The 17,118-nt window shown below is 72.4% G+C and carries 19 protein-coding genes; 3 read left to right on the plus strand and 16 right to left on the minus strand.

Going from position 1 to position 17,118, the window contains the following annotated elements; translation table 11 throughout:
• Nucleotides 1–71 precede the first annotated feature (71 nt).
• From AC230_RS19915 to argC, 7 genes are all read right to left on the minus strand, one after another.
• Complete coding sequence (locus tag AC230_RS19915) at nucleotides 72–1,031, minus strand: ABC transporter substrate-binding protein (RefSeq protein ID WP_049717663.1); 960 nt, start codon at nucleotides 1,029–1,031, stop codon at nucleotides 72–74.
• A 33-nt stretch (nucleotides 1,032–1,064) separates the two neighbouring features.
• Nucleotides 1,065–1,292 carry a phosphopantetheine-binding protein gene (locus AC230_RS19920; RefSeq protein ID WP_049717664.1) on the minus strand — a complete coding sequence of 76 codons (228 nt, stop codon included), beginning with the start codon at nucleotides 1,290–1,292 and terminating at the stop codon, nucleotides 1,065–1,067.
• A 35-nt stretch (nucleotides 1,293–1,327) separates the two neighbouring features.
• Nucleotides 1,328–2,686 (minus strand): lysine N(6)-hydroxylase/L-ornithine N(5)-oxygenase family protein, encoded by a 1,359-nt coding sequence (locus AC230_RS19925; protein WP_049717665.1) that lies wholly within the window; start codon nucleotides 2,684–2,686, stop codon nucleotides 1,328–1,330.
• A gap of 349 nt (nucleotides 2,687–3,035) precedes the next feature.
• Nucleotides 3,036–4,220 carry an acetylornithine transaminase gene (locus tag AC230_RS19930; RefSeq protein WP_078871409.1) on the minus strand — a complete coding sequence of 395 codons (1,185 nt, stop codon included), beginning with the start codon at nucleotides 4,218–4,220 and terminating at the stop codon, nucleotides 3,036–3,038.
• On the minus strand, nucleotides 4,217–5,230 hold the full coding sequence (gene argB, locus AC230_RS19935) for an acetylglutamate kinase (RefSeq protein ID WP_078871410.1): 1,014 nt from the start codon (nucleotides 5,228–5,230) through the stop codon (nucleotides 4,217–4,219). Before argB ends, AC230_RS19930 begins: the two co-directional genes overlap by 4 nt.
• A complete protein-coding gene (gene argJ, locus AC230_RS19940; RefSeq protein ID WP_049717666.1) occupies nucleotides 5,227–6,378 on the minus strand; it encodes a bifunctional glutamate N-acetyltransferase/amino-acid acetyltransferase ArgJ in 1,152 nt (383 codons plus the stop codon). The genes argB and argJ overlap by 4 nt, the downstream gene beginning before the upstream one ends.
• A complete protein-coding gene (argC, locus tag AC230_RS19945) occupies nucleotides 6,375–7,400 on the minus strand; it encodes an N-acetyl-gamma-glutamyl-phosphate reductase (RefSeq protein WP_049717667.1) in 1,026 nt (341 codons plus the stop codon). The genes argJ and argC overlap by 4 nt, the downstream gene beginning before the upstream one ends.
• Before the next feature lie 374 nt (nucleotides 7,401–7,774).
• Between argC and AC230_RS19950 the strand changes: the two genes are divergently transcribed.
• Nucleotides 7,775–8,077 (plus strand): hypothetical protein, encoded by a 303-nt coding sequence (locus AC230_RS19950; protein ID WP_049717668.1) that lies wholly within the window; start codon nucleotides 7,775–7,777, stop codon nucleotides 8,075–8,077.
• Nucleotides 8,078–8,124: 47 nt separating this feature from the next.
• Here AC230_RS19950 and AC230_RS19955 read toward each other — a convergent pair whose 3' ends face one another.
• Nucleotides 8,125–8,691 carry a CGNR zinc finger domain-containing protein gene (locus tag AC230_RS19955; RefSeq protein ID WP_049717669.1) on the minus strand — a complete coding sequence of 189 codons (567 nt, stop codon included), beginning with the start codon at nucleotides 8,689–8,691 and terminating at the stop codon, nucleotides 8,125–8,127.
• 150 nt (nucleotides 8,692–8,841) lie between these two features.
• Here AC230_RS19955 and AC230_RS19960 point away from each other — a divergent pair, with 150 nt between their 5' ends.
• Complete coding sequence (locus tag AC230_RS19960) at nucleotides 8,842–10,068, plus strand: MFS transporter (protein WP_049717670.1); 1,227 nt, start codon at nucleotides 8,842–8,844, stop codon at nucleotides 10,066–10,068.
• Nucleotides 10,069–10,109: 41 nt separating this feature from the next.
• Here the strand turns inward: AC230_RS19960 and AC230_RS19965 are convergent, their stop codons facing one another.
• The 6 genes from AC230_RS19965 to AC230_RS19985 form a co-directional block, all read right to left on the minus strand.
• Entirely contained in the window at nucleotides 10,110–10,868 is a 759-nt protein-coding gene (locus tag AC230_RS19965) for an IclR family transcriptional regulator (RefSeq protein WP_049717671.1), read from the minus strand.
• 122 nt (nucleotides 10,869–10,990) lie between these two features.
• Nucleotides 10,991–11,323, minus strand: a complete 333-nt coding sequence (locus AC230_RS19970) for a putative quinol monooxygenase (RefSeq protein ID WP_049717672.1) — start codon at nucleotides 11,321–11,323, stop codon at nucleotides 10,991–10,993.
• 37 nt (nucleotides 11,324–11,360) lie between these two features.
• Complete coding sequence (locus tag AC230_RS19975) at nucleotides 11,361–12,158, minus strand: aldo/keto reductase (RefSeq protein WP_198535581.1); 798 nt, start codon at nucleotides 12,156–12,158, stop codon at nucleotides 11,361–11,363.
• Between the two features lie 165 nt (nucleotides 12,159–12,323).
• Nucleotides 12,324–12,872, minus strand: coding sequence for a DJ-1/PfpI family protein (locus AC230_RS19980; protein ID WP_049717674.1), 549 nt, complete (start codon nucleotides 12,870–12,872; stop codon nucleotides 12,324–12,326).
• 257 nt (nucleotides 12,873–13,129) lie between these two features.
• Nucleotides 13,130–13,351 (minus strand): hypothetical protein, encoded by a 222-nt coding sequence (locus AC230_RS32665; RefSeq protein WP_157868612.1) that lies wholly within the window; start codon nucleotides 13,349–13,351, stop codon nucleotides 13,130–13,132.
• Nucleotides 13,348–13,764, minus strand: coding sequence for a hypothetical protein (locus AC230_RS19985; protein WP_053161287.1), 417 nt, complete (start codon nucleotides 13,762–13,764; stop codon nucleotides 13,348–13,350). The genes AC230_RS32665 and AC230_RS19985 overlap by 4 nt, the downstream gene beginning before the upstream one ends.
• Before the next feature lie 316 nt (nucleotides 13,765–14,080).
• Between AC230_RS19985 and AC230_RS19990 the strand changes: the two genes are divergently transcribed.
• The gene (locus AC230_RS19990) at nucleotides 14,081–14,926 is read left to right on the plus strand and encodes a recombinase family protein (RefSeq protein WP_241833295.1); all 846 of its coding nucleotides are present in this window, start codon (nucleotides 14,081–14,083) and stop codon (nucleotides 14,924–14,926) included.
• Nucleotides 14,927–15,467: 541 nt separating this feature from the next.
• Here the strand turns inward: AC230_RS19990 and AC230_RS19995 are convergent.
• Entirely contained in the window at nucleotides 15,468–16,037 is a 570-nt protein-coding gene (locus AC230_RS19995) for a peptide deformylase (RefSeq protein ID WP_049717675.1), read from the minus strand.
• Complete coding sequence (locus AC230_RS20000; RefSeq protein ID WP_241833296.1) at nucleotides 16,034–16,984, minus strand: helix-turn-helix domain-containing protein; 951 nt, start codon at nucleotides 16,982–16,984, stop codon at nucleotides 16,034–16,036. Before AC230_RS20000 ends, AC230_RS19995 begins: the two co-directional genes overlap by 4 nt.
• Nucleotides 16,985–17,118 lie beyond the last annotated feature (134 nt).

A 17,118-nucleotide genomic window follows, 5' to 3' on the forward strand; every position in this document is an offset into this window, starting at 1 on the left:
GGGTGGTGCGGCCCCGGCCCGCCCGGCGGGGGTTCCGGCGGGCCGGGGCGGCCGTGGGGGCCCAGGGGGTCCTAGAGGCCCTTGGCGATCTTCTCGATCTGGTCGAGGACGTCGATGGACGTGCCGTAGCGGTCGCTGGTGGCGTAGGTGACGGGCAGGACGTGGTTGTCCTTGGCGGCCTTGAGGAGCTTCCAGGAGGGCTTCTCCTGGAGCTCCTTGGTCTCCTTGGGGACCTCGCCGGTGGCGAACATCCTCGGGACGAGGATCACGTCCGCGTCGTCCAGGACGTTGATCTTCTCCTGGGAGTACGTCACCTCGTGCTCCTTGCCCTCGTCGGCGGCCTTGGCGAAGGTGACGCCGACGTCGGCGAGGATGCGGCCGACCCAGGAGGTGCGGGTGTCGACGAGGAACTCGCCGTTGCCGTAGGAGGAGGCGATGGCCCACTTCTTCGACGTGAGCTTGTCCCCGTAAGTGGCCTTGATCTTCCGGGCCTTGTTGGTGTACTCCGCCTTCAGCTTCTCGAAGGCGTCCTCCTTGCCGACGGCCTTGGCGATCTTCTCCTGGGCGGCGTAGAGGTCGCCGGGGGTCTTGATGCCGAAGTAGAGGGTGGGGGCGATGCCCTGGAGCCGCTTGATGTTCCAGTCGAAGGCGCTGGCGCCCTCGACGATGATGAGGTCGGGCCTGAGGGAGGCGACCTTCTCGATGTTGGTCTCGATGCCCGAGCCGATCGAGGTGATCTTCTTGCCCTTGTCGACCTGCGAGGGCAGCAGCTCCATCGGGTTGTTCTCGTCGATGGCGCTGGTGCCGACCGGCTCCACGCCGAGGTCCAGCAGGGCGCCGGTGGCGTAGGAGAGGCTGACGATGCGCTTGGCGTGCGCGGGGACGGTGATCTTGCCGTTGGTCGCCTCGATCACCCGCTCCTTGCCGCCGTCGGCCGCGGGCTTGGCGTCGTCGGACTTTTCGCTGCCGCACGCGGTGACGGTCAGCAGAGCGGCGGCGGCGAGGACGGCCGCGACGGCGCGGGTGTTCATGGTTCTCCTAGAGCGGTACGGGTGGGAGGGGCGTCAGGCGGTGAGCAGGGCGTGCCAGCCGGTCAAGGTGGGCTCGGCCTCGGCGAGTTCGGTGAAGTCGGCGGAGAGCCCGCGGGCGCGCCAGCGCTCCACGAGGGTCATCAGCCGGATCGAGTCGAGGCCGAGGTCGCGCAGGTCCTCGTCGCAGGGGAGGTCGGCGGGGTCCTCGCCGAGGACGTCGGCGACGTCGGCGCGCAGGTCGTCGAGGGTGGCGGTGGCCATGGGGGTTCCTTCGCGGGCGCGGGCGGGCGGGGGGTTCAGGCCGTCGCGGCCACGTCGCGGCCGGCGAGGACGTCCCGCTCGGTGCGGCGCAGCAGCAGCGAGTCGCAGATCTCGCCGGAGCGGACGGCCAGGGTGGACAGGAGCGAGGAGGTGATGCCGTGGGTGTGCTCGGTGCTGCCCTGGACGTAGAGGCCGACGCGGACGCGGTCGGTGGTCATCACCCGGTGGTCGCGGTCCACGCGCAGCCGGCCGTGCTCGTCGGTGAGGCACTCGGCGGCGAGGTCGCCGAGGAGTTCGCGGGGGTCGGCGGAGCGGTAGCCGGTGGCGAGGACGACGGCGTCGCAGTCGAGGGTGAAGGTTTCTCCGGAGGTCAGGGAGCGGACGACGGCGCGGGCGCCGCCCGGGATGTCCTCGACGGCGCTCAGCCGGGTGGTGTTGAGGATGCGCAGCCGCTCGCGGCCGCGGACCTTCTCCTGGTAGGTGGTGCGGTAGAGCTGTTCGATCAGCTCGCCGTCCACCACGGAGTAGTTGGTGTTGGCGTGGTAGGCGAGCAGTTCCCGCTTGACGTCGTCGGGGGCGTCGAAGTAGTGGTCGACCGCGGCGGGGTCGAAGATGCGGTTGGCGAAGGGGCTGTCGTCGGCGGGGCTGTAGCCGTAGCGGGAGAAGACGGCGCAGACCTCGGCGTCGGGGAAGGTGCGGTGCAGGTACTCGGCGCACTCGGCGGCGGACTGGCCCGCGCCCACCACGACGAACCGCCGGTGCGGCCGGACGGTCAGGCCGCCGGCGCGGAAGAGCAGGTCGCGGTTGTGCCAGACGCGCTCGCCGAGGCGGACGCCGTCCGGGACGCTGGGCGTGAGGCCCGTGCCCAGGGAGAGGTTGCGGGCGCGGCGCACGGTCTCGCCGCCCGGGCCGTCCGCCGGCCGGGAGACGACCTCGACGCTCTCGACCGGGCCGTCGCCGGCCTCCGGGCGGACGGTGACGGCGGTGCGGCCGTAGTCGACGACGGAGGCGAACTCGGCGGCGCACCACTCGAAGTAGTCGTGGAACTCGACGCGCGTCGGGAAGAACGTCTTCTGGTTGATGAAGTCGGCGAGCCGGCCGCGGTCCTGGAGGTAGCGTAGGAACGAGAAGCGGCTGCTCGGGTCCCGCATGGTGACCAGGTCCTTGAGGAACGACACCTGCATGGTGGCGCCTTCGAGGAGCATGCCCCGGTGCCAGCCGAAGGTCTCCTGGCGCTCCAGGAAGCGGGCCTGGATCGCGCTGCCGGGATTGCGGCGGTTGTGGTCCTCGATCGCGATGGCGAGGGCGAGGTTGGCGGGGCCGAAGCCTATGCCGACCAGATCCTCGATGGGTCCACCCGCCGTGTTCGCGGTCTCCCCGCGCCGTGCCGCCATGCTCGTCCTCTCGTTGTGCCGCTCGGTCCCGAGGGGCCCTTCCCTCTCTTGGCCGGGCCATGGGAACCTGTTGGCCGGGCCTTGGGCCGGTGAGGCGACCCAGGACCACGATGCTTAGGTATGCCTAACCTAACTATCTCGCCAGGTCAGTGGCAAGTCCGGGGAGTCGGTTTCCGCCCCACGGGACGCTTCTGACGCCACGACGGCATGCCGCGCCGGATACGCCGAGGGCCGGGCGGTGCACTGGTGCGCACACGGCCCGGCCCTGTTCACCGGCTCGGCCCGGATGTTTCCGGGGTGGTGCTGCGGGACGGGCGGGGGACGCCCTGCTCCATCCCCCGGCCGCCGCTCAGACGTCCAGGACGCCCGGCAACGCCCGCACGAGCGCGTCCACTTGCTCCTCCGTGACGACGAGCGGGGGCGCCAGGCGGATCACGTCCGGGGCCGCCGCGTTCACCAGGAACCCGGCCTCCAGCGCCGCCCGCTGCGCCTCCCGCGCCACGGGCCGGGCCAGCACGAGCCCGACCAGCAGCCCGGCGCCGCGCACCTCGCGCAGCAACGGGTGCCCGCACGCGGCGGCCCCGGCCCGCAGCCGCTCCCCCACGCGCCCGACGTGGGCGAGCAGCCCCTCCCTCTCGATCGTGTCGAGGACGGCGAGGGCGGCGGCGCAGGAGACGGGGTTGCCGCCGAAGGTCGAGCCGTGCTGACCCGGCGTCAGCAGCCCGGCCGCCGCACCGAAGGCGACCGTCGCCCCGATCGGCAGACCGCCGCCCAGCCCCTTCGCCAGCGTCATCACATCCGGCTCCACGCCCGCGGCCTGGTGGGCGAACCAGTGCCCGGTACGCCCGATGCCGGTCTGGACCTCGTCCAGCACGAGGAGCGCCCCGGCCTCGGCGGTGATCGCGCGGGCGGCGCGGAGGTAGCCGGGCGGCGCCGGCACCACGCCGTTCTCCCCCTGGACGGGCTCCAGGACGACGGCCGCCGTCCGCCCGGTCACCGCGGCCCGCAGCGCGTCCACGTCCCCGTACGGGACGTGCGTCACCTCGCCGGGCAGCGGCAGGAACGGTTCCTGCTTCGCGGGCTGCCCGGTCAGCGCGAGGGCCCCCATCGTGCGCCCGTGGAAACCGCCCTGCGCCGCGACGATGTGCGGCCGCCCGGTACGACGAGCGATCTTGAAGGCCGCCTCCACGGCCTCCGCACCGGAATTGGACAGGAACACCCTGCCCTCCCGGCCCGCCAGCCCCAACAGCCGCTCGGCGAGCGCCACCGGCGGCTCCGCCATATACAGGTTGGAGACGTGACCGAGGCGCGCGACCTGTTCGCTCACGGCCGCGACCACGGCGGGATGGGCGTGCCCGAGGGAGTTGACCGCGATCCCGGCGAGGAAGTCGGTGTACTCCCGCCCGTCCGCGTCCCGCACGGTCGCCCCCGAACCGCTCACCAGCGCGAGCGGCGGGGTGCCGTAGGTGTCCATGACGGCGCCGCGCCAACGGGCGCTCATCCGCCGCGTGTTGTCCCGCGTGCGCGTGCTCATGCGGTCACCTCGGCGGGGGCCGGCGCCGCGGCGGTGGGGGTGACGGCGGGCACGGCCACGGCGGACGTGCCGGGGCCGGACGCGGCCGGTGAACCCACGACGGGTGCGCCGGCGGCCGGAACGGCTCCGGGCGGCAGCGGATCGGGCACGACCGCCGTCCCCACCGTCTCGTCCGTGAACACCTCCAGCAGCAGCGAATGCGGAACGCGGCCGTCCAGGACATGGGCCATGCCCACTCCGCCCCTGACCGCCCGGAGGCAGCCCTCCATCTTCGGCACCATGCCGCTCGCCAACCCCGGAAGCATTGCTTCCAGTTCGCTCACGGTCAGCCGCCGGATGACCTCGTCGCTGTGCGGCCAGTCCGCGTACAGCCCCTCGACGTCCGTGAGGACGACCAGCTTCTCCGCCCCCAGCGCCCCCGCGAGGGCCGCCGCGGCGAGGTCGGCGTTGATGTTGTAGATCTCTCCGTCGGCGCCGCGCGCGACGGGCGAGACCACGGGGATGCGGCCGCAGGCGAGGAGGGCCTCGACGGTGGAGGTGTCGACGGAGACGATCTCCCCGACCATCCCGATGTCCACGCGCTCGCCGTCGATGTGCGCGTAGCGCTTCGTCGCGGTCATCGTGTGGGCGTCCTCGCCCGTCAGCCCGACGGCGAACGGCCCGTGCCGGTTGATGAGCCCGACCAGCTCGCGCTGCACCTGTCCGGCGAGGACCATGCGGACGACGTCCATCGCCTCGGGCGTGGTGACCCGCAGCCCGGCCTTGAACTCGGAGGCGATGCCGTGGCGGTCGAGCTCCGCGCTGATCTGCGGGCCGCCGCCGTGGACGACGACCGGGCGCAGCCCCGCGTACCGCAAGGACACCATGTCCTCGGCGAAGGCGGCCTTCAGGTCCTCGTCCACCATGGCGTTGCCGCCGAACTTGATGACGACCGTCTTGCCGTGGAAGCGCCGCAGCCAGGGCAGTGCCTCGATGACGGTGCGGGCCTTGGGAGTGAGTGTGGAGTTCATGAGGAGTAGGCGCTGTTCTCGTGGACGTAGTCGGCGGTGAGGTCGTTGGCCCAGATGACGGCGGAGGCGTCGCCCTCGGCCAGATCGGCGGTGATACGGACGAGGCGGTCCCGCATGTCGACGAGGTCGCGGTCGTCGCCGACGGAGCCGTTGCGGCAGACCCACACGTCGTTGATCGCGACGTTGAGACGGTCCGGGTCGAACGCGGCGGACGTCGTACCGATCGCGGACAACACCCGCCCCCAGTTCGGATCCTCGCCATGGATCGCGCACTTGAGAAGATTGTTGCGGGCGATGGAACGGCCGACCTCGACCGCGTCGTCCTCACTCGCCGCGTTGACCACCTCGATACGGATGTCCTTGCTCGCCCCCTCCGCATCCCCGATCAACTGCCGGGCCAGGTCGTCACACACCACCCGCACCGCCTCGGCGAACCCGGCCTCGTCCGGCACGACCCCCGACGCACCCGAAGCCAGCAACAACACCGTGTCATTGGTCGACATACACCCGTCGGAATCGACCCGGTCGAACGTCGTACGCGTCGCCGCCCGCAACGCCCCCTCCAGCCCCGCCGCATCCACATCGGCATCGGTGGTCAGCACCACCAGCATCGTGGCCAGCCCCGGCGCGAGCATCCCCGCACCCTTGGCCATCCCCCCGACCGTCCACCCCTCACCCTTCGCCACGGCCGTCTTGTGCACGGTGTCCGTGGTCTTGATGGCGATGGCCGCCTTCTCCCCACTGTGCGGGGACAGTTCCGCAGCCGCCTTCTCAATCCCCGCCAGCACCCGGTCCATCGGCAGGCGGACCCCGATCAGACCGGTGGACGCGACGGCGACCTCCCCCGCACTCACCCCCAGGACCCCGGCGGCCTTCTCCGCGGTGGCATGCGTGTCCTGGAACCCCTCCGGCCCGGTACAGGCATTCGCGCCACCGGAGTTGAGCACCACCGCGGCCACCCGCCCGCCCCTGAGCACCTGCCGCGACCACAGGACGGGAGCGGCCTTGACACGATTGGCCGTGAAGACCCCGGCCGCCGCCAGGCGCGGCCCCTGGTTGACGACCAGGGCCAGGTCCGGGGCCCCGCTGTCCTTGATCCCCGCGGCGATGCCCGCCGCCGTGAAACCCTGTGCTGCCGTCACACTCATGGCGCCACTCCCGTGGTGGAAAGTCCCAGCCCCTCGGGCAACCCGAGGGCGATGTTCATGCTCTGCACCGCGCCACCCGCGGTGCCCTTGGTCAGGTTGTCGATCGCGCTCACCACCACGACCCGCCCCGCGGCCTCGTCGTACGCGGCCTGCACCTGCACCGCGTTCGACCCCACCACCGCCCCCGTCGACGGCCACCGCCCCTCCGGCAGCACCCGCACGAACTCCTCACCGCCATACACCTTCTCCAACGCACCGCGCACGGCCTGCGCGGTGACCCCGGACTTCGCCCTGGCACTGCACGTGGCGAGAATCCCCCGCGGCATCGGAGCGAGGACGGGCGTGAAGGAGACACTCACCCGCTCCCCGGCCACGGCCGACAAGTTCTGCACGATCTCCGGGACATGCCGGTGCACGCCCCCCACACCGTACGGAGTCATCGACCCCATCACCTCACTGCCCAGCAGATGCGGCTTGAGCGCCCTGCCCGCCCCCGACGTCCCCGACGCCGCGACGACCACCGCCTCCGGCTCCACCAGCCCCGCCGCGTACAACGGCCACAACGCCAGCGACACCGCCGTCGGATAACACCCCGGGACCGCGATCCGCCGCGCCCCCCTCAACGCCTCACGCCCACCCGGCAGTTCCGGCAGACCGTACGGCCACGTCCCCGCATGCGCGGACCCGTAGAACCGCTCCCACTCCCCCGCGTCCACCAACCGGAAATCCGCCCCACAGTCCACGACCAGCACATCCGGACCCAGCTCGGCCGCGAGCGCCGCCGAAGCACCGTGCGGCAACGCCAGGAAGACGACGTCATGCCCGGCCAGCACCTCCGGGGTCGTCTTCTCGAAGACGCGTCCGGCGAGCGGGGCGAGGTGGGGCTGCACCTCCCCCACCGTCCGGCCGGCGTTGGAGTCGGCGGTGAGCGCGCCGATCTCGGCGTGGGGGTGCCCCAGCAACAGCCGTAGCACCTCACCGCCCGCGTATCCGCTCGCGCCCGCCACAGCTATGCGCACCATGTCCCGTCCTCGGTTCGTTCCTTGCCTGGCGCCGGCCCGGTCATGGCGGCCGGGACCTCCGGCAGGTCCGTCGTCCTCGAACGGGTGCGGGCGGTTCCGCCGGGCGTTCCCACCACCCGGACCAGGCTTAGCTTAGGCTAACCTTACCGATCGGGTACACCCCGGCCCCTCCCGCCCCACCCGCCGGACGAGCCCCCGCCGCCCTGGACTCGGATTCACCCTCCAGGGCGAGCCCATGCGGGACGCTCCGCAGGACAGGGCCAGGAGGCGTCAATTCCGCTCTCCCGCTGCCCCAACTCGCACCCGCCGTACGCCTGGTAGCCCCCGACCGGCTTCTGGTAGACAGCTCCCCGTCGCCCGACCGAGAGGGAAGCATGGACGAGGAAGAGGACCGCCGCCTGCGCGCGATCGCCCCCGAGATCAGCCGGCGGACGGTCGGTCTGCTGCGGACGGTGGTCGGCCTGGAGCCCGCCGAGCGGGTGCCGGAGGAGGCCATGTACGTCGCCGACGACATCCTGGCCAAGCACGGCACGGACGGACTGCGGTCACTCGTGATGAGCCTCGCCGGCTGGGCCGCCGTCGGCATGGAGAACGTCGCCCAGCTCACGGGCAAGACGTACGAGGCGCTCGTCGACGAGATCGAACTGACCTGCCTGGAGGCCAACCCCGACGGCTGACGCCTCCCGCCCCTCCGGCCCGGCGCGCGCCCGCCGCCCTGACGAGGTCAATCGGCCGCTGCGGTCTCCTGCCGCGCCGCGAACCGCCGCGCCTTCGCGCGATTCCCGCAGACACGCATGGAACACCAGCGCCGGCTGCGGTTCTTGGACACGTCCCAGAAGACCCAGGCGCACGCGTGCTCCGCACAGCGTTTCAGGCGGGTCGACTCCCCCGTGACGAGCAGCTCGCTCCACACGGCGGCCAGGGTCGCCAGGGCCCGCCGCGCCGCCGGGAGGCGCGGGTCCGGGCCGAGGACGACAGGACCCTCCGGCCCGGAGCGACGCAGGGCGGCTCTCAACGGGAGCGATTCCAGGGCGCTTTCGGCCTCGGCGACGACGGCGGCGTCGGGGGCACCGCCGGCATGGGCGCCCAACTCCTCGCGGATTCCCGCCCGCAGGGCCAGGCCGAGCCGGTGGTCGGCGTCGGAGACGCCCTCGCCAGCGGGCAGCAGGCCCTGATCCGTGAGCCAGGCGGACAGACGCTCGGCGCTGTCGATCCCGTCCGTACCCAGTTCCACGTCCACCGTGTTGACGAACGACTCGACGAGACGGGCGGCCGGCGGTGCGTCACGCATCTCGTATCCCCTCCCCCTTCGCCTTCTCTCTCTCCTCTCCCTCCGAAGTCTAACCGCCTATCGCGATAACCGGTTGACGGGTGTCCGCGCGGGGTGACACGCTGCCGCCTCGTAACCGGTCAACGCATTTAGGGGGTTAGCGTGAGCAGTGTGCGGGCGGTATCCGTCGCCGACGGGTCCCGGAACTCCGTCGTCCTGTTGGTGTTCACCGCGGTCACCAATCTCGCCGACGGCATCACCAAGATCGCACTGCCGCTGCTGGCCACCAGGCTGACCTCGTCGCCGTTGGCGGTCTCGGCCGTCTCGCTCGCCCTGACGCTGCCCTGGCTGCTGACCGCCCTGCACATCGGCGCGCTCGTCGACCGCGCGGACCGGCGCCGCCTCCTGTGGCTCGCCGACGGCGTACGCCTGCTCGCCGTCGGCGTGCTGGGCGTGCTGACCGCCGCGGGGCGCGGCGGTATCACGGCCCTCGTCCTCGCCGCCCTGGCGCTCGGCGTCGCCGAGGTCGTCGCGCTCACCTCGGCGGCGGCCCTGGTGCCCGCGCTCGTCCCCCGGGACCGGCGCGCCCGCGTCAACGCCTGGATCGCCGGGGCCGAGACGGCCGCCAACGAGTTCGGCGGGCCCTTCCTCGGCGGGCTGCTCTTCGCGGCCGGGGCGGCGGTCGCCCTCGGTGCCGCGTGGACGGCCTACCTCGGAGCGACCTGTCTGCTCCTCCTGCTCGTCGGCCGCTTCCGCGCCGTCCCCCGGCACGTCCCCGGCGGCGCGCCCGGTGTGCACGGGCAGATCGGCGAAGGGCTGCGCCATCTGTGGCGGCACCCGCTGCTGAGGGTGATGTCCCTGACCCTGACGGTGCTGTGCGCCGGCTGGGGCGCCTGGACGGCCCTGATGCCCCTCGTGGCGACGGGACGCATGGGACTGTCCGCCCGGGAGTACGGCGTCGTCGTCAGCGCCCTGGGGTGCGGCGGGCTCGCGGGCGCGTTCGCGGCCGGCGCCGTCAACCGGCTGCTCGGCCGCCGCCGGGCGCTGCTGGCCGACCTCGTCACCACGTTCGCGATGCTGGCCGTCCCGGCCCTCACGTCGAGCCTGTGGGCGGTCGCGGCCGCGGCGTTCCTCGGCGGCGCGGGGGGCACGCTGTGGACCGTCAACGCCCGCCTGATCGGCCAGAACCTCGTCCCGGAGGACATGGCCGGCCGTTACAACGGCGCGTACCGACTGCTGAGTTGGGGCGCCATGCCGGTCGGGGCGGGGCTCGTCGGGGTGCTGGCGCAGTGGCTCGGCGACCGGGTCGCGTTCCTCTTCTTCGCGGGAGGGGTCCTCGCGACCGTGCCGGTCTTCTGGCGGACGGTGACGGTCGAGGCGGTGCGGGAGGCGACGTGAGGTCCGGGCGGCCGCGGTCTCCCGGCCATGGCCCGGTGTGCTCAGCGCTGGTGGGCCTGTGTGGCCTCCTGGGCCGCCTGCCGGACGGTGGTGATCAGTTGCTGCCGGCGGGTGCGCAGGTCGTCCGGGCTGACGCACAGGGAGACGGAACCGATCACGGTCCCGTCCGCGCCGAGGACCGGCGAGGCCAGGCAGGCCAGTCCCTCCTGGGCCTCCTCCAGGTCGAGGGCGACGCCGGTCCTGCGGATCTGCCGCAGTTCCCCGTCGAGCCGCTCGGCGGAGGCGATGGTGTTCGGGGTGAACCGGCGCAGTCCGGGCTCCTCGAGGTAGCGGCGGCGGGCGGCCGGCGCGGCGGAGGCCAGTGCGATCTTGCCGTGGGCCCAGGCGTGGCTGCGCGGGTCGACGCCGACGGCGAGGTCGGGCCCGTCGTCGCCGTCGACGGCGGCGGTCCTGATGTCCGCGATCAGCAGGCCGTCGCCCTGGTAGGCGACGTAGTTGGCCGAGGCGCGGGTGGCGTGCCGCAGCCGCGCCAGCAGCCCGTGGATGCCGTCGTCCAGGCCCATCTGGTGCTGGAAGGAGCGGTGGAGGGCGGAGATCCGGTAGCCGAGGATGTACCCGCCGTCGCGGCGGACGAGGTAGCCGCGCTCGGTGAGCGGGGTGAGCAGGGTGTAGACGGTGGAGAGGGCGCAGCCGAGGCTGCGGGCCAGGGCCTTGGCCGATACGGGAGCGGCCGCGCGGCCGACGATGTCCAGCACCTCGAGGGTGCGGTCCGCTGCCCGGGGTCCGGTCTGACCTGGCATGACGCCTGCTCCTTTTCGTTCTTCACCGTCCGGTTCCAGTGTGCCTGGGCCCGGATCGGGCCGGTCACCGGCCCCGGTGGGCGGGGGCCGGTCCCGGGTGCCGGCCCCCGCGGCGGGTGGCGTCAGGCCTCGCGCGGGGAGAGCTCGCCCATCAGGTCCCAGCCGTGGCGGTCGGGCAGCTCGACGCTGATGATCTTGGGCTTTGCGGCGATGGCGTAGGAGAGGTCCTCCATGGCCTGCCGGAAGTGCGCGGACTCCACGTGCTCGCGGCCCGCCTCGGCGTCGCGGAAGCCCTCCACCAGGACGTACTCGTTGGGGTCGTCGACGCTGCGGGACCACTCGTAGAAGAGGTTGCCCGGCTCGGCGCGGGTGGCCTCGGTGAAGTCGCGGACGATGTCGAGCCACTCCTCGCTGCGCTCGGGGCGGACGGGGAACTTGACGGTGATGAAGATCATGAGCTGTCTTTCGTGCTGGGGTGCGGGCGGGGTGGAGTCAGTTGGCGTCGAAGGTGTCCGGGTCGGGGCCCAGCCGGGTGCCGTTGTCGAGCGCGGCCAGCGCGGCGAGGTCCTCCTCGTCCAGTGCGAAGCCGAGGACGTCGATGTTCTCGCGGATGCGGGAGGGCGTGGCCGACTTGGGGATGACGACGTTGCCGAGCTGGAGGTGCCAGCGCAGGACGATCTGGGCGGGGGTCCGGCCGTGCTTGTCCGCGATCCGGGCGAGGGCCGGGGCGTCGAGCAGCTTGCCCTGGCCGAGGGGCGACCACGCCTCGGTGGCGATGCCGAGTTCGGCGTGCAGGGACCGCAGCTCGGCCTGCTGGAGCCAGGGGTGCAGCTCGATCTGGTTGACGGCCGGGACGGTGTCGGTCTCGGCGACCAGCCTGCGCAGGTGCGCCGGCTGGAAGTTGCTGACACCGATCGCGCGGGCGCGGCCGCTGCGGGCGATCTCCTCGAAGGCGCGCCAGATGGTGAGGTACTCGTCGCGCATCGGGTGCGGCCAGTGGATCAGGTACAGGTCCACGTACTCCAGGCCGAGGCGCTCCAGGGAGGCGTCGAACTCGCGCAGGACCAGGTCGCGGGTCCAGGTCGTGGACGCGCCGTTCCACAGCTTGGTCGTCACGAACAGCTCGTCACGGGGGACGTCGCTCGCGGCCAGGGCGGCGCCGGTGCCCTTCTCGTTCGCGTAGACGGCGGCGGTGTCCACGCTGCGGTAGCCCTCGCGCAGGGCGGTGGAGACGGCGGTGGCCGCGCCCTCGTCGGGGATCTGGAAGACGCCGTAGCCGAGCTGCGGCATGGTGACGCCGTTGTTCAGGGTGACGGACGGAATTCCGGTCACAGGGGATTCCTCTTTCTCACTCGTCGTGGTCGTGGTCGTTCTCGCCGCCGTGCGAAGTGGATCGTTCCGTGGGCGGCGACGGCGGTGGTGGCGGCTCGCCGGGCGCGTCGGGACCGGGCTGGTTCAGGCGGGGGCGGCGGCGCTGTCGCGCAGGAGCTCCACGAAGTGGCGCATCCAGCCCGCCTGGGCGTGCCACGCCTGGGCGGAGACCATCCGGCCGTCGAGGACGACGGGCTCGTCCACGAACGTCCCGGCCCCCGCCGCCACGTCCGGCGCGCAGGCGGGCCAGCAGGTGGTGCGCCGCCCCGCCAGGACGCCGAGGGGCGCGAGCGCGACGGCCGCGTGGGAGATGTGCGCGACGGGCTTCCCCTCGTCGAAGAAGTGCCGCACGACGCGGCGGAAGTCCCCGTCGAGCCGGAGGTACTCCGGCGCGCGGCCGCCGGGGAGCACCAGCCCCGCGTAGCCGGCCGGGTCGGTCTCGCGGAAGGCGAGGTCGGCCGGCCAGGTGTGGGCCGGCTTCTCGGTGAACGTGTCGAAGCCGGCGACGCCGTCGTGGGCGACGAGCTGAAGCCGCTTGCGCGCCGGCGCGGCGATGTGCACCTCGTGGCCCTCCTCCCGGAGCCGCCAGTACGGATGGAGGACCTCCAGCACCTCACCGGCGTCACCGGTCATGATCAAAACCCTCGGCACGTCATCCCCTCGTCCCTCCTGCCCCACACCACCGCCCCGTCCGAGCCGGCCCCCTCACCGTGCCCCACCCCGCCCCCGCACCGGAAACCCCGGCCCGCCCCATTCCGGCCCTGCCGGAATCAGCCCGCCGACGGATCGGAAGCCCGTCCGATCCCGGCTGTCGGTTCTCATGCAGTGCTTCGGTTTCGGGGTCCCGCCGGTATTGCTCCAGGATTGAACGCCAAGGAAGTCGCTGCTGGTCAGAAGGTGCGGCGTTGGCCGGGGGGTGAGTCGCCAGTTCGGTGGCCGGGGTATTCGACGCCGCAGGTCGCGCAGTGGACCCGGTAGAGGGCGCCGGCCGGTCCGAGGGAGTCGGCGGGCCGGGCGTGCAGGGGCTGGCCCTCGACGATGGCGACGAGCTTCTCCCACGGCGTTGGGCAGGTGCAGGCGTTCGGTAACGCGTCGTCAGCCGGTGCGGTCATGCGGTGCTCCCGTCTTCGGTGGGGTCGTCGGGGCTGGTGGCCCGCCACTCGCGGGGCTTGAGGCCGGTGGCGTGCTGGACGTCGGCGACCTCTTCGTGGTCGTACGCGGTGCGGACGCCGTAGATGGACATGCCGGCCGCCGCGGCGAGGTCGGCGAGTTTGTAGGGGCGGGGCCGGGTGAACTCGCGTCCGTACGCGGCGAGGCGGCGGATCTCGGCTTCGGCGGCGTCGCGGCGCCGGCGGGCGGCGGCGATCGCCGACAGCAGCGGCTCGTTCGCCTCCGGCTCGGCGTCCGCGGCGGCTTCGAGGTGGAGGACAGTCTCCTGGCGGGCGGGTCGGCGTCGGGGCAGACGTCGTTGAAGACGTCCTCGGGGACATCGCCGGGCTCGGGCGGCACTTCTGCCGGTTCTCATAAACGGGGGTCCTTTGTTCGTACAAGATCATCCGAGAGGCGGAAGAACGCTCCGGGCCGCAATTCGGTTCGCACAACCCGTTCTCACTCAAAAGTGGAACCCACCCCCTTCTGAGAAATGTTTGTGACAAGGTCCGTGCGGGCATGACGGGCCCTCAAACCGCACCTCTGTCGGATGCGGACGATGTCGAGCGCACCCCTGTCCACGGTGCGGCGCCGAGCCCGGCTCACCGTGCCGCCCGCGCGGCGGCGCGGTCGCCGGCACGTACCACACCGGCCGGTTCACCAAGGTGCCCCGGCTCGCGAAGCTGCTGCGCGTGCCGACCCCCGCCGACCGGGGGCCGGGACAGCCGTGGCGGCCCGGCACCCCGCCCCCGGCGCCGGTCGACCCCGACGTGGTGAGTGCCGACATCCGGATCGGCTACGCCCGCTGCTCGACGCTCGGCCAGGAACTCGACTCGCAGCTGGACGCGCTCACCAAGCACGGCATCCCCAGGGACAAGATCTTCAGCGAGAAGATCAGCACCCGGGTGCGGGTCCGCCCCGCCTTCGAGAAGGCGCTGAAGACCGCGCGGGAGATCAAGGCCCACGCACCGCACTGCCGGGTGATCTTCACGGTGGACGAGATGAAGCGGCTGGGCCGCGACGCCGCCGAGCTCACCGCGCTCGCCGACCACCTCACCGCCCACGGCCTGGTCTTGGAGATGCTCGCCGGACCGCTGCCGGGGATGTACGGCCCGAGCGGACCGGGGCGGCTGCTGTTCGCGTTCTTCGCGGCGATGGCGGAGACCGAGCGGGAGAACATCCGCGAGTCGACGCTGGAGGGGCTCGATGCCGCAGCCCGCAAGGGCAAGCACGGCGGCCGGCCACCGGTCATCACCGACGACATGCTCCACACCGTGCTGCGGCGCCGCGCGGGCGGCGAGTCCGTCGAGCAGATCCAGCCCGACCTGATCATCCCCACCGGCAAACGCAAGGGAGCCAACCCCTCCGTCGCCAGCATCTACCGGGCGCTCGCCGAGCACGCCAAGCGCGAGGCGTACCCGGAGGCTGTCGCCCAGGCCCGCGCCGACTTCGCCGTCATGCAAAACGCCAGGCAGGCAGATGCCGACGTCCCCGGCCCCCGCCCGGCCGCAGTACCAGACCCCGCCAGCGCGCGCTGACCGCTTCCAGCAGGATGCCGGCGCCACCCTGCGCGGCCGGGGCGGACCTCGGTTCGCATCGAGCGGCTCGCCGCACTCGGCCGGATCTACCTCCAGGCCGTGGCCACCGACAACAAGCGCCTGCTGTGCCCGGTCTGCGGGCACATGACCCACGCGGCCGGCTCCCGGCGCCGGGACAGTACATACAGTTCCGCGAAGTGCCGTGACAGTGCTTTCCGCCGCCGGAGGCGCTGGGCGTTGCGTGACGTCCAGGCGTCGGGAAAAGGGGTCGTACCGGCGGGTGCGACGCGTTGACGTCACGCGACGCCGAGCGCGTGCAGGACGGCCCGCGCGAGGCCGGGTGTCCATGGGAGTCCGGCCCGCTGCTGCGGCCGACTCCTTGGGCCAGTTGCCGGAGGCGGTACAGGTCGATGGTTCGTACGCCGCCGCTCGTGGGGGTGTGCACCAGGCCGTCCTCGCCGTGGCGGGCCTGGAGCCCGTATACGCCCGTCTCGACCCAGTTCGTCACGTCCCTGCGCACGATCATGCCTGGGACCGGGGGCTACTGGTCGTACGCCCACTCGCGGCCGGTCTGCCGGTACTCCTCCACCGGGATCGGCTCGACACCGGGGCGCATGCGGGCCGTGTAGAGGAGGCCGTCGAGGTGGTCGATCTCGTGGGCGACGAGCCGGGCGAGCCCGCGTTCGTACACCGTGGTGACCTCGGTGCCGTCCAGCTCGGTGGCCACCACCGTGATCACCAGGGGGCGCGGGACCATGCCGCGGACGTCGAAGAACGACAGGCACCCCTCGAACTGCTCGTCCATCTCCTCGGAGCGCGCGGTGATGCGCGGGTTGAGCAGGACGATCGCCGCGGCGGCGGGGCCGGCGGGCTGGACGACGGCCGCCGCCCGGTCGATGCCGATCTGCGGGGCCGCGATCCCCATGCCCTTGGCGAAGGGGTGCACGCGCGCGATCCGCTCCATCGCCGCGAAGAGCGTCTCGACGGTTTGCTCGGCGGTGTCCTTCTCGTCCGGCAGGTCGAAGGGGTGGGCGGCCTCGGCGAGGACGGGGGCACCGTACTGCACGACGCCGAGGTCACGCATCTGCTCGCTGGGCCGCACCGTGGTCACCTGAACTCCTCGTGAGTCGCGTCGCGTTCGCCGTTCGCGCGGAATCGCCACTCCAGACGGTACCGGGCGTGCAGGGGCGGTGTGGAGGTCGTCCAGGAGAACAGCCTGGTGCCGTTCTCGTCCCTGCGGACGGGGGCGGTCCGCAGCGGGGACGCCTCGGCGGTCATCGACGTCTCGGTGCCCCAGACCACCGGGTCGAGGGCGGCGGGGAAGGCGAGCTGGACCTCCAGGTGCTCGGTCGGCAGGCGGACGGCCCGCTGGAACCACCGGCCCCATTTCTCGTCCCCGACCGCGTACGCGTACTCGATCCACACGGACTCGCCGGGGTAGAGGGGGAAGCGGCCCTGGCCGTTCTCGAACAGTAGCCAGACCTCCTTGAAGGCGTCGCGGTCGTGCTTGGCCTCCCACCGCATCGCCTCGCCCCGGCACGTCGCGCTCAGCTCGAGCTCCTCCCAGGTCAGCGGGTGGGTGCGGTAGTGCGCGTTGGACCGCTCCGGCTCGCCGGGGTAGCGGTCGACGCTGATGCGGATGAGGTAGCGGGTGACCGGCTCGGTGCCGGTGTTCCGCAGCAGCCGGCGCATCGTCAGGCGGTACAGGCGCCCGTCGTAGTCGAGCCGGGCGGCGTCGTGCTCGACTACGAGCGCGGAGCCCGACGCGTACGGCTGCTCGGCCACTGCCTGCGGGGCCCTCGGCGCCATCCGCCCGTTGCGGGTTTTGGCCGCTTCGTAGTCGCACCACCGCTTCCAGATGGCCTTGCCGGCACCGAGGGCCTCGTCCGCCCGCCGCGCGAAGTCCTCGGTCGGCTTGTGCCGTCCGGACTCCACGTGGCTGACGTACGACGGATCGAAGCTCATCGCCGCCGCGAGCGCCCGTTTCGACAGGCCCCTCACTTCGCGCCAGTAGGCGGTCTCGGCCGCGAACGCCTCGGCCGCCTGCTCCGTGGTCATCGCATCGTGCTGTTCCTCCATCAAGGCCCCCGCCCGGCTGGCTGGTTGATGACGAACGTGAGTGAACCGTGAGTGAGGTCAGTTCACCATCCCGTCACCGTTCCCGGCCCCGGTTTTCTTCCCTTCAACCGGCC

It is taken from the genome of Streptomyces caatingaensis, from assembly GCF_001187435.1.
In the GTDB taxonomy this organism is placed as follows: domain Bacteria; phylum Actinomycetota; class Actinomycetes; order Streptomycetales; family Streptomycetaceae; genus Streptomyces; species Streptomyces caatingaensis.